Source organism: Enterococcus sp. DIV0294 (genome assembly GCF_050558155.1).
Lineage (GTDB): Bacteria > Bacillota > Bacilli > Lactobacillales > Enterococcaceae > Enterococcus > Enterococcus faecalis.
The window spans coordinates 1,383,798-1,398,495 of sequence record NZ_CP187889.1; the positions used below are offsets into that span (position 1 = coordinate 1,383,798).

The window sequence follows — 14,698 nt, forward strand, 5'->3', positions numbered from 1 at the left end:
TATGTCATATAGTGAAAAAATGGTTCAAGCATTACAAGTTGAAAATTTAGCAGAAGCACAGTTGATGTTTGAAGAAGCATTAAAGAAAGATGATGAAAATACCTTAGCTGATTTAGGGGAAACGTTATTATCTTTAGGTTTTCTAGAAGAAGCCAAACAAATTTTCCAACAATTGTTGGAAAAATTTCCCGATGCAGATGGCTTAAACATTCCATTAGCAGAAATCGCCATTGAAAATAATGAAATAGATGACGCATTCATCTATTTAGAAAAAATTCCAGAAACTAGTGACAGTTATGTCCAAAGCCTCTTAGTTACTGCGGATTTGTACCAAGTTTTAGGAATTCCAGAAGTCAGTGAAGCGAAATTAAAAGAAGCAGCCAATCTTATGCCAGAAGAGCCGTTAATTCAATTTGCTTTGGGAGAACTATACTTTACAAATGGTCAATTTGTCGAGGCTATTACTCGTTATCAAAGCATTGTAGAAAGCGGGACAGCGCAAATCTCTGCTATTTCCTTGAATGAACGCTTAGGAAGTAGTTACAGCATGTTAGGTGATTTTGAAGAAGCAGTTCCTTATTTGGAAGCCGCGGTCAAAGAAGAACAAACAGACGATCGTTTATTCCAGTTAGCTTTCACTTATTTACAGTTACATGAGAATCAAAAAGCCATTGCGTTGTTCCAGCAATTAAAAACACTAAACCCACATTATCAATCACTTTATCTATATTTAGCGGAAGCGCTCCAAGAAGAAGAGCAATTAGAGGAAGCAAAAGCGGTGATCGAAGAAGGAATTGCGGAAAACCCCTTCCAAGTAGAGTTATACCAATTTGCCTCTGAAAATGCCTATCGCTTACACGATATTGCTGGTGCTGAAAACTGGTTGTTAAAAGCTTTGGAATTAGGTGAGAAAACAGATGAAAGTCGTTTGACCTTAAGTAATCTCTACATCACGGAAGAGCGTTTTGAGGAAGTAATTACTATTTTAAATGATTTAGAGGAAACGGATCATCCTTATGCTGAATGGAACTTAGCAAAAGCGTACAACGAATTAGAAGACTTTGCCGTCGCTAAAGTTCATTACGAACAAGCAGCACAAGAATTGTCTCACGAACCAGAGTTTCTAAAAGAATACGCATTGTTCTTACGAGAAGAAGGCGAACTTGAAAAAGCAAAACACTTGTTGCACCATTATTTGGAACATGAACCTGGTGATGTCGACATGCAATCTGTGCTAGCAGATATGGAAGAAAGATAGGAAACGACGATGTTTGTTAGTTTATCAGAAAAGAAAAAATTTTTAACTTGGTTAGTGAATACCGTGCCTTTTGGAAGAAGAGAAGTACTGTGGATTTTAAATTACTTATTAACGCACGATGCGATTTTAAATAATGTTCATTTTGTTGAGAACGTAGAGAAAACCGATCGGGGGATTCGTGTGGTAGCGGATGGTTTAGGTAAGGAGCCGTTATTGCTTTTTATCCAAGCACAAGAATTTACAGATCCGGAACAAATTTTTCATGAGATTCGAATGAATTGGCGGAAAGCTCTTTATTTAGAATGTGTATTTCCAGAGGCTTGGCAAACGAGCCAGTATTTATCTGTTTTAGAAGATAATCCGTTTGCGCCATGGAATGAACAAGTGGATCAAGAAGTTGCCAGAGCGATTGATCAATATTTTAAGCAAGAAGAACAAACGCAACGAATGGCATTACTTAAAGCTCAAATTGATGATGCTTTAGAAACAGGCAACAAAGAAGCGTTTTTAGAATTATCCGATGAATTAAATCGTTTGAAACAACAATAAATAAAACCCAGCATTTATTGAAAATGCTGGGTTTTATTTATTGTTTTAATTTAAAGCGCCGTTGTTTGCTGGGTTTTGCATAAGTAAAGCCTTCGCCAATTGCTTCATGTACGTTAATGATGGACACAAAGGCTTTTTCATCTATTTCATTAGCAATCCGTTTGACTTCCATTATTTCTCGAGGACTGACTACCGTGTAGAGAACCCGTTTTTCCACTTGTGAATAAGCACCTTCACCATTTAAATATGTTACTCCGCGTTCTAAAGAAGCCATTAAACTTTGACCGATTTCTTCGGAATGATTGGAAACAATTAAAATTCCTTTCGCAGCATAGGCTCCATCGAGTACAGAATCAACAACACGACTGAAAACAAAGGACACAATTAAAGTATACATCATTCGTTTGACATCAATATAGGTTAACGAGAGGAGTAAGACTGCAACATCAAAAAGTAACAACGAGCGGCCCATGCTAATCCCAAAGTATTTTTCGAAAATGCGGGCAATGACGTCGGTCCCACCAGTGGTTCCGCCTACGCGGTAAACAAGGCCACTCCCGAATCCTGCGGCCAAACCAGCTAAGAGAGCAGCAATCAATAAATCATGATCTAAATTAATTTCAACAGGAAATTTTTGCCAAAACCACAAAAATACCGATAACGACACGGTACCAATTAGCGTATAATAGAGGGAACGTTTGCCTAAAATTTTACCACCAATTAATAAGAGCGGAATATTGATTAATAATGTCGTATATGCTGGGTTAAAATGAAATAAGGCTCTTAAAATCAAAGTAATCCCCGTGACACCACCTTCGGCCAGGTCATTGGCAATATTGAAAGTAACCAAACCAAAGGCATAGATACAGCTTCCTAATACAATAAATAACACATCTTTAAAATAAAATCTTTGTTCTTCCATTTAATCACGTCCTTTTACAGTATAAACTGTATCATTCTCTATATAAAACAACAAGTAGAACCTTTCCAGATAGCCAAGTTTTTGATAAGATGTAGGAGGTAGAGTAAGAAAGGTTGGGGTAAAATGTCAGAATCAGAACAACGTAGTTTGCAATCGATGCAAACAGAAGTTGATGATTATATTCAACAGTTTAAAACAGGCTATTTTTCACCATTAGGACAAATGGCTCGTTTGACGGAAGAGGTCGGAGAATTAGCCCGTGAAGTCAATCATTATTATGGTGAAAAACAGAAAAAAGCAGACGAAAAACCAAAGACAGTATCAGAGGAACTTGGAGATGTCTTTTTTGTATTGATTAGCATGGCAAATTCTTTAGAGATTGATTTAACCGAAGTTTTTGAAGAAAATATGGCCAAATTTAACAAGCGGGATCGTTATCGCTTTGAAAGAAAGGATGGGAAAACACATGATTAAAATAATTGTCGCTGGGTTTAAAGGACGGATGGGCAGTACTGCTACACAAATGGTCTTAGAAACCGCAGACTTTGAATTAGTAGGTGTGTATGATCCTCATGAAGCACAAGAAACTGTTTCTTTCAATGATGAAACAGCAATTCCCGTTTTTCAGCGCTTAGAAGAAGTCCTAGCTGTCAAACCAGATGTTTGGATTGATTTTACGGTTCCTGAAGCTGCCTATCCAAATACGCGTTTTGCGTTGGAACACGGTATGGCGCCAGTTGTTGGGACGACAGGCTTTACGGAGGAACAAATCAACGAATTGACAAACCTATCTCGAGAAAAAGCCATCGGCGGCTTAATTGCACCAAATTTTGCAATTGGGGCAGTTTTAATGATGCAATTTGCCCAAAAAGCGGCACAGTATTTTCCGGATGTGGAAATCATTGAATTACATCATGATAACAAATTAGATGCACCAAGTGGAACGGCTATAAAAACTGCAGAAATGATTCAAGAAGTTCGGCCAGCAAAAAAACAAGGGAATCCGCAAGAGGTAGAATCAATATCAGGGGCACGCGGGGCTGATTTCGAGGGTCTGCGAATCCATAGTGTCCGCTTACCTGGTTTAGTGGCACACCAACAAGTCCAATTTGGCAGTGTAGGTGAAGGGCTCACTATTCGGCATGATTCTTATGATCGGCGTTCATTCATGACAGGAGTGGCGTTAGCTTGTCGGCAAGTGGTACAGAGAACAGAACTACTTTACGGATTGGAACAGATGCTATGAAATTGACAACTATTCCAAACGAATTTAAAGAAGCTGCTCCCGTTATTCGTGAAATCAATGCACAGGGCTTTGAAGCGTATTTTGTCGGGGGCAGTGTCCGTGATGCTTTATTAAATAAACCAATCCATGATGTCGATATTGCGACAAGTGCCTATCCAGAAGAAATTAAGCAAATTTTTAAACGAACCGTTGATGTGGGTATCGAACATGGTACAGTCCTTGTATTGATGGAAGACCAACAGTATGAAGTAACAACCTTTCGTACCGAGTCAACTTATCAAGACTTTCGTCGACCAGATGAAGTCACCTTTGTTCGCTCCTTGAAAGAAGATTTAAAACGGCGAGATTTTACGATTAATGCCTTGGCGCTCGACAGCACAGGTGAAATCATTGATTTATTTGATGGTATCGAAGATTTAACTAATCAAACCATTCGTGCAGTCGGTAATCCCCATGAGCGGTTTCATGAAGATGCTCTGCGAATGATGCGGGGCTTACGCTTTGCTAGCCAATTAGATTTTAAAATTGAAGAAAAAACCTTAGCCGCTATCGCTGAATTTCATCCTTTATTGGAAAAAATTTCAGTAGAACGCATTACAATTGAATTTGTAAAAATGCTTTTAGGGGTTAATCGGCAAGGTGGCTTAGCTCCGTTTATTGAAACAGAATGCTATCAATACTGTCCAAAATTACGAGAACAAGGGGCTGGACTTTTTCGTTTAATGGACTTGCCTGCTCGTCAAATTGAAACAGAAGCAGAAGCGTGGACGTTACTTATCCAATCATTGAATTTACCAGAAGCAGAAATTCGCTCCTTCTTAAAGGCTTGGAAACTTTCAAATCAATTAATTCAAAACGTTTCACAATTAGTACGCGGTTTGCGTTTTCGCTTGAGTAACGACTGGCAGCCAATGATGCTTTATGAATTAGGCGAAGAATCAGCAGTACTTGTTGAAAGGCTTTTATATTATTACCACCAAGAGAGTCAAGTGCAAGTAACAAAAGAGTTAGTTAAGGCATTACCCATCCATCAAAGACATGAATTGACCATCACAGGAAAAGACCTTTTAGCCGTCTTAGAAGAAACACCAGGCAAATGGTTAGGGGAACTGATTGCTGAAATCGAGCAACACGTTGTTGAAGGTAGCTTAGAGAATAAACAAGAAGTTCTGCTTTCGTTTGCCAAAAAACAACGTTCAAAAGGAGAGAAAGCATAATGCCAACAGAAATGTTTACAAAAGAATTCTTGGTGAAAGAATCACAAACGGCTAAAATGCTCGGTTCTGGTGACTTAGAAGTTTTAGGAACTCCTGCTTTAGCTGCCATGATTGAACAAACAGCCAAAGAAGCTGTGAAGGACCAATTATCAGTTGGGGAAACAACTGTCGGAACGGTGTTAGAATTACACCACTTATATCCATCTGCGGTAGGGGCGACAATCGTTGTTACGATGACCAGCATTGAACAGACTGCACACAAAATACGCTATGAATTTGTTGCTTATGAAGGAGAACGACAAATTGCCAAAGGTTCTCACCAACGTGCAGTAGTTGATATTGATTCTTTTTTAAAAAGAATAACAAAAGATTAAGAATCTACAGCGAAAGTTTGTGACCGTTTATCAAAAGTATGGTAAACTAATAATGTAAGAAATTATTTTTAAGTAAGGAGATTTGTGCTATGGCTAGAGAAATGACAGGACTTAAATTTTATTTCAGAAATGGTGAAACTTGGACGATTGATCGTCGTTTTATTGGTGATTTATGGATCAAACATATTACAACAAGTTTTGGCCGTATCCATGGTAGTGAATTTGTTGAAATTCATCCATGTGAAGGGTTCAAAATTGAAATTTTCCAAGAAGGAGATCATGTTCAAACCCACGATATTAACTTAGGTGGCTTAGAATTAGGGATGTTCTCTCGTGCTTTAAAATATGAAGATATCGAACGTATGGAAATTCTTTACAAAAATGGCACACCAGATTTAGTTTATTTCCCTTACAAAGATAAAACAGATGAGGGCTTGGATAACATCTATCAATCTACAAAAGTCAGCGAAAAAACTAAAAACTTATACATTGTTATCGACCCAACACAAACAGTTGATGATGTATACGCTGAAGAATTAAAATAATTTTTGCTCCACAGGAATCAGTGAAATGACTGGTTCCTGTGGCTTTTTTCAGTCTTTTGACGAATAAAATAACATTGGTTTTAATGGAATAGTCGAAAAAATAAGCGAATAAGTGTTGACACATGTTTTTTCTAGCGGTATACTGTTAACAATTCTTAATTAAATCAGTTTTGGAGTGATTCTTATGACAACAACGAAGAAAAACCATACACAACTGAATAACTTTTACTTTAGCTATTTTAGATAGGTTTGTATTCATAACATTATGGGTACAGACAACAAACGTTTGTATCTATAATGGCTAGGGAAATTTAAGATGACTTTCAGCCATGTAGATTTAAGAAAATCTATAGTGGCTTTTATATTGCTTTTTTGTAGGGTATTCACTGTAGATTTTTCTTAAAATTTACTGTGAATATCCTTTTTGTTTGGCCAAAAATTAGGATTTCAGAAACTTACTAAAAAAATTTCGTAAAGGAGCACACAGGATGAAAGAAATAACTGGAGCCACTCGTTTAGCTGGGCTATTCGCGAAACCCAGCCAACACAGTATTTCACCGTTGATTCATAATACAGCATTTCAAAATTTAGGAGTTGATGCTCGGTATCTGGCGTTTGACGTTGGACAAGAGACATTGCCACAAGCAATTGAAGCGATTCGAACGTTTCACATGTTAGGGGCCAACTTATCAATGCCCAATAAAGTGGCGGCTGTAAGTTATATGGATGAACTAAGTCCTACCGCTCAACTGGTTGGCGCAATTAATACGATTGTCAACAAAGATGGAAAACTTTACGGAGACAGCACGGATGGTACTGGTTTTATGTGGAGTTTGAAAGAGAAAAAGGTTGACGTTTTTCAGAATAAAATGACCATCTTAGGAACAGGTGGTGCAGCCTTATCAATCATTGCCCAAGCTGCTTTAGATGGCGTGAAAGAAATCGCCGTTTACAACAGGAAAAGCGCGGGGTTTAACGACAGTCAAAAAAAACTGGCAAATTTCACTGAACGAACCAACTGTGTAATCCATTTAAACGATTTAGCGGATACTGAAAAACTAGCAAAAGATGTTGCTGAAAGCGTCTTGTTAGTTAATGCAACGAGTGTGGGTATGCATCCACATGCACATAGTAGTCCTATAGAAAATTATGCAATGATTCAACCGAAGTTATTCGTGTATGATGCTATTTATAATCCCAGAGAAACACAGTTATTAAAAGAAGCCCGTTTACGTGGCGCAGAAACAAGCAACGGCTTGGACATGCTACTTTATCAAGGAGCTGTTGCTTTTGAACAATGGACAGGACAAAAAATGCCTGTATCAGTCGTAAAACGTAAAATTGAAAATAGATAAAAAGAGCGCCGTTTAAAGGCATGAGGAGAGAATATAATGATCGTAATTATGAAAGAAAATGCAACCGAAAAGCAAATGAAACAAGTCATTGATTTAGTAACAGGTGCAGGCTTAACTACTCAAACAAGTCAAGATAATGGAAAAACAGTGATAGGCTTGATTGGTGATACAGAAAAATTAGTTGAAGCAGAGTTAACAGCATTAGAAGGCGTGGAGAAAAGTGTCCGCATTTCGTTGTCTTACAAACTAACGAGTCGTTTATTTCATCCAGAGAATACAGTGGTTGATGTGAACGGTGTTAAAATCGGTGACGGCAGTATGACCATGATGGCGGGCCCTTGTTCAATCGAAAGCTTAGATCAGATTCGCGAATGTGCGCGAATTGCTAAAGCTGGAGGTGCAACAATTTTACGAGGTGGTGCATTCAAACCTAGAACGTCGCCATACGCTTTCCAAGGACTAGAAGAAGAAGGACTAAAATACATTCGCCAAGCGGCTGATGAATTAGATATGCAAGTCATTACAGAAGTGATGGATGAAGCGAATTTAGAACTTGTCGCAAAATACAGTGACATTTTACAAATCGGTGCGCGCAACATGCAAAATTTCAAGTTATTACAAGCGGTTGGTAAAACTGGAAAACCTATTGGCTTAAAACGCGGGATTGCTGGTACGATTGATGAATGGCTAAACGCAGCTGAATACATTGCTGCGCAAGGAAATTTCAATGTGATCTTCATTGAACGTGGGATTCGTACGTACGAAACCGCTACGCGCAATACACTTGATTTAAGTGCGGTGCCTTTAATTAAAAAATTAAGTCATTTTCCAATTATTGTTGATCCGAGTCATGGTGTTGGTATCTGGGATTTAGTACCGCCAATGGCCCGAGCAGGTGTTGCTTCAGGTGCGGACGGCTTGATTGTAGAAATTCATCCAGATCCAGCGAATGCGTGGTCAGATGGGCCACAATCCTTGAATGAAAAAACTTACCTACGTATGATGAAAGAAGTTCATATCATCGAAAAAGCAATGAAAGAAATTAATGCTTTAGAAGATTAGTAAAGACAGAGGAGTAGAGGACATGAAATTAACCGTAACGTTACCTACACATTCATATGATTTAACCATCGAAACAGGTGCCTTAGATAAAATTGGCACCTGGGTACGTAGCCTGTGGCAGCCACAACGGGTAGCGATTATTACCGATGAAACGGTGAATAAATTATATGGCGCAGCTGTTGAGAAAGAATTGCAAGCTGCTGGTTTTGAAACATCATTGATTGCTGTAGCGGCAGGTGAACAAAGTAAGAGCCTCGAAACAGCTCAGCTTCTTTATGATTTTTTAGCGGAACAGCAATTGACTCGAAGTGATGGTCTAATTGCTTTAGGTGGAGGCGTTGTGGGAGATCTAGCTGGATTTGTCGCTTCAACCTATATGCGCGGTATTCACTTTTTGCAAGTACCAACAACCTTACTGGCACAAGTAGATAGTAGCATTGGAGGTAAAACAGCGGTTAATACTAAAAAAGCCAAAAATCTTGTCGGTACTTTTGCTCAACCAGATGGGGTTTTAATTGATCCTAATACACTTAAAACATTAGAACCAAGACGTGTGCGTGAAGGAATTGCAGAAATTGTAAAATCAGCAGCTATCGCTGATGTTGAATTGTGGCACCGTTTATCCTCTTTGGAAAATGAACAAGATTTAGTGGCACATGCAGAAGAAATTATCACGGCCTGTTGCAAGATTAAACGTGATGTCGTCGAAGAAGATGAATTAGATTTGGGCTTACGTTTGATTCTGAATTTTGGGCATACGATCGGCCACGCATTAGAAAATACAGCTGGTTACGGGGTGATTGCTCACGGTGAAGGCGTTTCTTTAGGAATGATTCAAATAACTCAAGTCGCAGAACAACAAGGGCTTTCTCCACTTGGGACTACCCAAGAGTTGGTCACCATGCTAGAAAAGTTCCATTTACCAGTAACCACAGATCGTTGGTCAGAAGAACGTCTCTATCAAGCCATTACACATGATAAAAAAACACGTGGGGGACAGATTAAAATCATTGTCTTAGAAAAAATTGGTCAAGCGAAAATTGTCTCTTTACCAACGGAAGAAATTCGAGCATTTTTAAACAGAGAAGGAGGAATTTAAGATGCGCTTTATTACAGCAGGCGAATCACATGGACCTGAATTAACTGCTATTATTGAAGGCTTACCAGCCGGCTTGCCTTTAAGTAGCGAAGAGATTAACCGAGAATTAGCAAGACGTCAAGGCGGTTACGGTCGTGGAGGACGGATGAAAATTGAAAAAGACCAAGTACGTATTACTTCGGGCATTCGGCATGGTAAAACACTTGGCTCACCAGTAACGTTGATTGTCGAAAACAAAGACTGGAAAAATTGGACCTCCGTGATGTCAGTAGAGCCAGTTCCTGAAAAACAAAAGAAAATCCGCCGCGTCAGCAAACCACGTCCAGGACATGCTGATTTAGTCGGTGGCATGAAATATCAACATGATGATTTACGGAATGTTTTAGAACGGTCTTCGGCACGAGAAACAACGATGCGTGTGGCGATTGGTGCGGTTGCTAAAAAACTTTTAGCTGAACTGGATATCCAAGTCGCTGGGCATGTCGCGGTATTAGGCGGGATTGAAGCTACGATTCCTGAAAATTTAACGATTCGTGAAATTCAAGAACGATCTGAACAATCTGCCGTTCGCGTATTAGATCCTTCCGTAGAAGAAAAAATGAAAGAACTAATTGACCAAACCAAGAAAAATGGCGATACAATTGGTGGGGTAGTAGAAGTACTTGTGGGTGGCGTTCCAGCTGGCTTAGGTAGCTATGTTCAATGGGATCGTAAACTAGATGCCAAAATTGCGCAAGCTGTTGTAAGCATCAATGCTTTTAAAGGTGCTGAGTTTGGCATTGGATTTGAAATGGCGCAACGCCCTGGTAGTCAAGTGATGGACGAGATTGTTTGGGACGAAAGTACTGGTTATACCAGAACTTCCAACAATTTAGGCGGTTTTGAAGGAGGAATGACCAATGGAATGCCAATCATCGTTCGTGGTGTCATGAAACCTATTCCAACCCTTTATAAACCATTACAAAGCGTGAATATTGATACAAAAGAGCCTTATAAGGCCAGTGTTGAGCGCTCTGATAGCACGGCGGTACCGGCCGCTAGCGTTGTTTGTGAAGCCGTTGTTGCAACGGAAGTAGCGAAGGCTATGCTCGAAAAATTTGATAGTGACTCATTTGAACAAATGAAAGAAGCAGTGAAACGTTATCGTCTATATACTCAAAACTTTTAATGGAAGAAAGTCGCAAGTATATGGAGGGAAAAAATGAAGAAACGTATTTTAATCGTAGGATTAGGGCTAATCGGGAGTTCACTGGCTTTGTGTATCAAAAAAGGACATCCCAGCAGTGAGATTATCGGTTTCGATAATCAAGCGGAGTCAACTGGATTTGCTAAGAAAACGGGTCTAATTGATGAGATAGCTGAATCTTTAACAAGTGGGGCAAGACGAGCAGAGATTATTTTTCTTTGTTCCCCAGTTAAAGCAACTTTAGTACAACTAGAAGAATTAAACCAATTATCACTAGAAACTGCTCTGATCACAGATGTGGGTAGTACCAAGGTGGAAATTAATCAGTTAGCAACAAAGCTTAACATGAAAAATTTTATTGGTGGTCATCCAATGGCTGGTTCACATAAATCCGGCGTAACAGCCGCTGATGAACGTTTGTTTGAAAATGCCTACTATATTTTTACCGATGACCATGGCGAAAAAAACAAACAGATTCAGGAGTTACAAACGTTACTAAAAGGAACGCATGCGAAGTTTATTACGATGCCTGCACAGGAACATGATGAAATTACTGGTGCTCTAAGTCACTTGCCACATATTGTTGCCGCAGCTTTAGTGAACGAAAGTCAGCAACTGAATACCACTTACCCTAGAGCACAGCAGCTAGCGGCTGGAGGATTCAGAGATATTACTCGAATTGCTTCCTCTGATGCAACGATGTGGACGGATATTTTATTAAGCAATCGCTTAGTATTATTGGACTTACTAGAAAATTGGCAAAAAGAGATGACTACTGTTTGCCAATGGTTAACAGAAAAAAACGCCCCAGCTATTCGTAATTTTTTTGATAAGGCCAAAGAAACACGTGCTCAGTTGCCCATTCATAAAGAAGGCGCAATCCCAGCTTTCTATGATCTGTTTGTTGATGTACCAGATCAACCAGGAATCATTGCTGAAATTACGCAAATTTTAGGCGAAGCGGACCTTTCTCTTACAAATATTAAAATTTTAGAAACGAGAGAAGAAATCTATGGGATTCTTCAATTGTCTTTTAAAAATCAATCAGACTGCCAAGCTGCAAAACAAATTTTATCTAAAAAAACGAACTATACGTGTTACGAAAAATAAGAGGTGATGAGGGTGCAACTACGTACAAATGTGAAACATTTACAAGGGACTCTGATGGTTCCTAGCGACAAATCGATTTCCCATAGAAGTATTATGTTTGGAGCGATTTCTTCTGGAAAAACGACGATTACAAATTTTCTAAGAGGCGAAGATTGTTTAAGTACCTTAGCGGCGTTTCGTTCTTTAGGTGTGAACATTGAAGATGACGGGACGACAATCACCGTTGAGGGGCAAGGATTTGCAGGTTTAAAAAAGGCGAAGAATACAATTGATGTTGGAAATTCAGGGACAACAATTCGTCTGATGCTGGGCATTTTAGCTGGCTGTCCCTTTGAAACGCGCCTAGCTGGTGATGCGTCTATTGCCAAACGACCGATGAATCGTGTGATGCTTCCTTTAAACCAAATGGGAGCGGAATGTCAAGGGGTTCAGCAAACGGAGTTTCCGCCAATTTCTATTCGCGGGACTCAAAATTTGCAACCTATTGACTACACAATGCCTGTTGCGAGTGCTCAAGTGAAATCGGCTATTTTATTCGCCGCTTTGCAAGCCCAGGGCACTTCTGTAGTGGTTGAGAAAGAAAAGACACGTGATCATACAGAAGAGATGATTCGACAATTTGGTGGGACGCTTGAAGTAGATGATAAAAAAATTATGTTAACTGGACCACAACAATTAACAGGTCAAAACGTGGTAGTTCCTGGCGATATCTCTTCTGCGGCTTTCTTTTTAGTTGCGGGTTTAGTAGTCCCAGATAGCGAGATACTTCTGAAAAATGTTGGCTTAAATCAAACGCGGACAGGTATTTTAGATGTGATTAAAAACATGGGCGGTTCCGTCACTATTTTAAATGAAGATGAGGCCAATCATTCTGGAGATTTACTTGTAAAAACGAGTCAATTAACAGCTACAGAGATTGGTGGCGCTATTATCCCACGTTTAATTGATGAGTTACCGATTATTGCTTTGTTAGCTACTCAGGCTACTGGCACGACAATCATTCGAGATGCAGAAGAATTGAAAGTCAAAGAAACCAATCGGATTGATGCAGTAGCGAAAGAATTAACAATTTTAGGCGCCGACATCACGCCTACTGATGATGGCTTAATTATACATGGACCAACTTCTTTACATGGTGGAAGAGTTACCAGTTATGGGGATCATCGTATCGGGATGATGTTACAAATTGCTGCATTACTTGTAAAAGAAGGCACTGTTGAATTAGATAAGGCTGAAGCAGCTTCAGTTTCTTATCCAGCATTTTTTGACGACTTAGAACGTTTAAGTTGTTAACGAAGGAGGATAACGAACCATGGAAAGCATTGTTTTAATTGGTTTCATGGGTGCGGGTAAAACAACTATCGGCCAAAGTTTGGCCAATAAACTAAAGATGCCTCATCTTGATTTAGATACAGCGTTAATTGAAAAAATAGGACGCTCAATTCCTGACTATTTCGAAAAATATGGTGAAGCAGCTTTCCGAGAACAGGAAACCCAACTTTTAAAGGAGCTGTCAAAAAATGCAGCCGTCCTTTCAACTGGTGGCGGGATTGTTGTCGGACCAGAAAATCGTAGCTTATTAAAATCTTTTCAGCAAGTGATTTATTTACATGCGACACCAGAAGAGCTGTTAAAAAGAATCGCAGAAGATACTGAAAACCAACGCCCCTTAGCTATAGAACGTTCTTCAAAAGAAATCATTACTTTATTTGAGTCTCGTAAAAATTTTTATGAAGAATGTGCGAAGATGACAATTGATACGACCAATCGCTCACCAGAAGAAATTATCAATGAAATTCTGCAACAATTAAAGGAGTAGAAAAACGATGAAAGTTGGTTATTTAGGTCCGATTGGTTCCTTTACGTACAGTGCAACGTTGGCTGCTTTTCCTGATGCTACATTGATACCGTACGCATCGATTCCAGCTTGCTTGAAAGCAATTGAACAGCAAGAAGTGGCATGGAGCATTATCCCAATAGAAAACACGATTGAAGGAACCGTTAACGCATCGATAGATTATTTGTATCATCAAGCGCAGTTACCTGTCCAAGCAGAGTTGGTTTTACCGATTCAACAACAATTAATGGTGGCAAAAGAGAATCAATCAATTTGGCAACAAAGTCAGAAAATTTTATCACATCCGCAAGCATTAGCTCAATCGCAAATGTTTCTAGAGAAAAACTTTCCAGAAGCGATTTTAGAAGCAACGCCTTCAACAGCTTACGCCGCCAAATACATTGCAGAACATCCAGAATTACCTTTTGCAGCTATTGCACCAAAACTTTCTGCGGAAATGTATGATTTGACCATTGTTGAAAAAAATATACAAGATTTATCGGTAAATCAAACCCGATTTTGGGTTCTTGGTTCTGAAAATTTAGCGATTTCTTTCCCGCTATCTGAGAAAAAAATAACGCTGGCGATTACGATGCCAAGTAATGTTCCTGGCTCTTTACACAAAGCATTAAGCGTGTTTAGTTGGCGAGGGATTAATCTTAGCAAAATAGAATCGCGGCCGTTGAAAACAAAGCTAGGAGAGTACTTCTTTTTAATGGACTTAGTGAATGATCAACCAGAAAAACTAATTGAAGCAGCTTTAACAGAACTGGAACTGATTGGCGCAGAAATAAAAATTTTAGGGGATTACCCGATCTATGTTTTATCCACACTTTAAAGAGTTAAAAATGAAAATGAAGCTTACTTATTAGATAAAGTGAGTTTCATTTTTTATTAAATTACATATTTGTAATAGGAATTTCCTGCGAAATGAGGTA

At 39.1% G+C, this 14,698-nt stretch carries 16 protein-coding genes; 15 read left to right on the forward strand and 1 reads right to left on the reverse strand.

Going from position 1 to position 14,698, the window contains the following annotated elements; all coding sequences use genetic code 11:
* The first annotated feature begins 1 nt into the window (after nucleotide 1).
* Both IGJ20_RS06810 and IGJ20_RS06815 read left to right on the forward strand, forming a co-directional pair.
* On the forward strand, nucleotides 2–1,258 hold the full coding sequence (locus tag IGJ20_RS06810; RefSeq protein WP_202522531.1) for a tetratricopeptide repeat protein: 1,257 nt from the start codon (nucleotides 2–4) through the stop codon (nucleotides 1,256–1,258).
* Between the two features lie 9 nt (nucleotides 1,259–1,267).
* Nucleotides 1,268–1,807 (forward strand): ReoY family proteolytic degradation factor, encoded by a 540-nt coding sequence (locus IGJ20_RS06815; protein ID WP_002360333.1) that lies wholly within the window; start codon nucleotides 1,268–1,270, stop codon nucleotides 1,805–1,807.
* Between the two features lie 37 nt (nucleotides 1,808–1,844).
* On the opposite strand, the gene IGJ20_RS06820 is transcribed toward IGJ20_RS06815, so the two are convergent.
* Nucleotides 1,845–2,729, reverse strand: a complete 885-nt coding sequence (locus IGJ20_RS06820) for a YitT family protein (protein ID WP_002357595.1) — start codon at nucleotides 2,727–2,729, stop codon at nucleotides 1,845–1,847.
* A gap of 123 nt (nucleotides 2,730–2,852) precedes the next feature.
* Between IGJ20_RS06820 and IGJ20_RS06825 the strand changes: the two genes are divergently transcribed.
* The 13 genes from IGJ20_RS06825 to pheA all read left to right on the forward strand — a co-directional run bounded on the left by IGJ20_RS06825 (nucleotide 2,853) and on the right by pheA (nucleotide 14,598).
* Entirely contained in the window at nucleotides 2,853–3,203 is a 351-nt protein-coding gene (locus tag IGJ20_RS06825) for a nucleotide pyrophosphohydrolase (protein WP_002363944.1), read from the forward strand.
* On the forward strand, nucleotides 3,196–3,975 hold the full coding sequence (gene dapB / locus IGJ20_RS06830) for a 4-hydroxy-tetrahydrodipicolinate reductase (protein WP_002374874.1): 780 nt from the start codon (nucleotides 3,196–3,198) through the stop codon (nucleotides 3,973–3,975). Before IGJ20_RS06825 ends, dapB begins: the two co-directional genes overlap by 8 nt.
* On the forward strand, nucleotides 3,972–5,192 hold the full coding sequence (locus IGJ20_RS06835; protein WP_202522632.1) for a CCA tRNA nucleotidyltransferase: 1,221 nt from the start codon (nucleotides 3,972–3,974) through the stop codon (nucleotides 5,190–5,192). Before dapB ends, IGJ20_RS06835 begins: the two co-directional genes overlap by 4 nt.
* Nucleotides 5,192–5,566, forward strand: coding sequence for a thioesterase family protein (locus IGJ20_RS06840; RefSeq protein ID WP_081115661.1), 375 nt, complete (start codon nucleotides 5,192–5,194; stop codon nucleotides 5,564–5,566). Before IGJ20_RS06835 ends, IGJ20_RS06840 begins: the two co-directional genes overlap by 1 nt.
* 89 nt (nucleotides 5,567–5,655) lie before the next feature.
* The gene (locus tag IGJ20_RS06845; protein WP_002357586.1) at nucleotides 5,656–6,111 is read left to right on the forward strand and encodes a hypothetical protein; all 456 of its coding nucleotides are present in this window, start codon (nucleotides 5,656–5,658) and stop codon (nucleotides 6,109–6,111) included.
* 488 nt (nucleotides 6,112–6,599) lie between these two features.
* Nucleotides 6,600–7,466 carry a shikimate dehydrogenase gene (gene aroE, locus IGJ20_RS06850; protein WP_002357585.1) on the forward strand — a complete coding sequence of 289 codons (867 nt, stop codon included), beginning with the start codon at nucleotides 6,600–6,602 and terminating at the stop codon, nucleotides 7,464–7,466.
* Nucleotides 7,467–7,502: 36 nt separating this feature from the next.
* The gene (gene aroF / locus IGJ20_RS06855) at nucleotides 7,503–8,528 is read left to right on the forward strand and encodes a 3-deoxy-7-phosphoheptulonate synthase (RefSeq protein ID WP_002363948.1); all 1,026 of its coding nucleotides are present in this window, start codon (nucleotides 7,503–7,505) and stop codon (nucleotides 8,526–8,528) included.
* Between the two features lie 22 nt (nucleotides 8,529–8,550).
* On the forward strand, nucleotides 8,551–9,627 hold the full coding sequence (gene aroB, locus IGJ20_RS06860) for a 3-dehydroquinate synthase (RefSeq protein WP_002357583.1): 1,077 nt from the start codon (nucleotides 8,551–8,553) through the stop codon (nucleotides 9,625–9,627).
* 1 nt (nucleotide 9,628) lies between these two features.
* A complete protein-coding gene (aroC, locus tag IGJ20_RS06865) occupies nucleotides 9,629–10,795 on the forward strand; it encodes a chorismate synthase (RefSeq protein WP_002357582.1) in 1,167 nt (388 codons plus the stop codon).
* A gap of 33 nt (nucleotides 10,796–10,828) precedes the next feature.
* Nucleotides 10,829–11,923: a prephenate dehydrogenase gene (locus IGJ20_RS06870; RefSeq protein WP_116593090.1), complete on the forward strand. Its 1,095-nt coding sequence runs from the start codon at nucleotides 10,829–10,831 to the stop codon at nucleotides 11,921–11,923.
* 6 nt (nucleotides 11,924–11,929) lie between these two features.
* Complete coding sequence (gene aroA, locus IGJ20_RS06875; RefSeq protein ID WP_202522532.1) at nucleotides 11,930–13,216, forward strand: 3-phosphoshikimate 1-carboxyvinyltransferase; 1,287 nt, start codon at nucleotides 11,930–11,932, stop codon at nucleotides 13,214–13,216.
* Nucleotides 13,217–13,235: 19 nt separating this feature from the next.
* On the forward strand, nucleotides 13,236–13,742 hold the full coding sequence (locus IGJ20_RS06880) for a shikimate kinase (protein ID WP_202522533.1): 507 nt from the start codon (nucleotides 13,236–13,238) through the stop codon (nucleotides 13,740–13,742).
* Nucleotides 13,743–13,749: 7 nt separating this feature from the next.
* A complete protein-coding gene (gene pheA / locus IGJ20_RS06885) occupies nucleotides 13,750–14,598 on the forward strand; it encodes a prephenate dehydratase (RefSeq protein ID WP_083578596.1) in 849 nt (282 codons plus the stop codon).
* The last annotated feature ends 100 nt before the right edge of the window (nucleotides 14,599–14,698 follow it).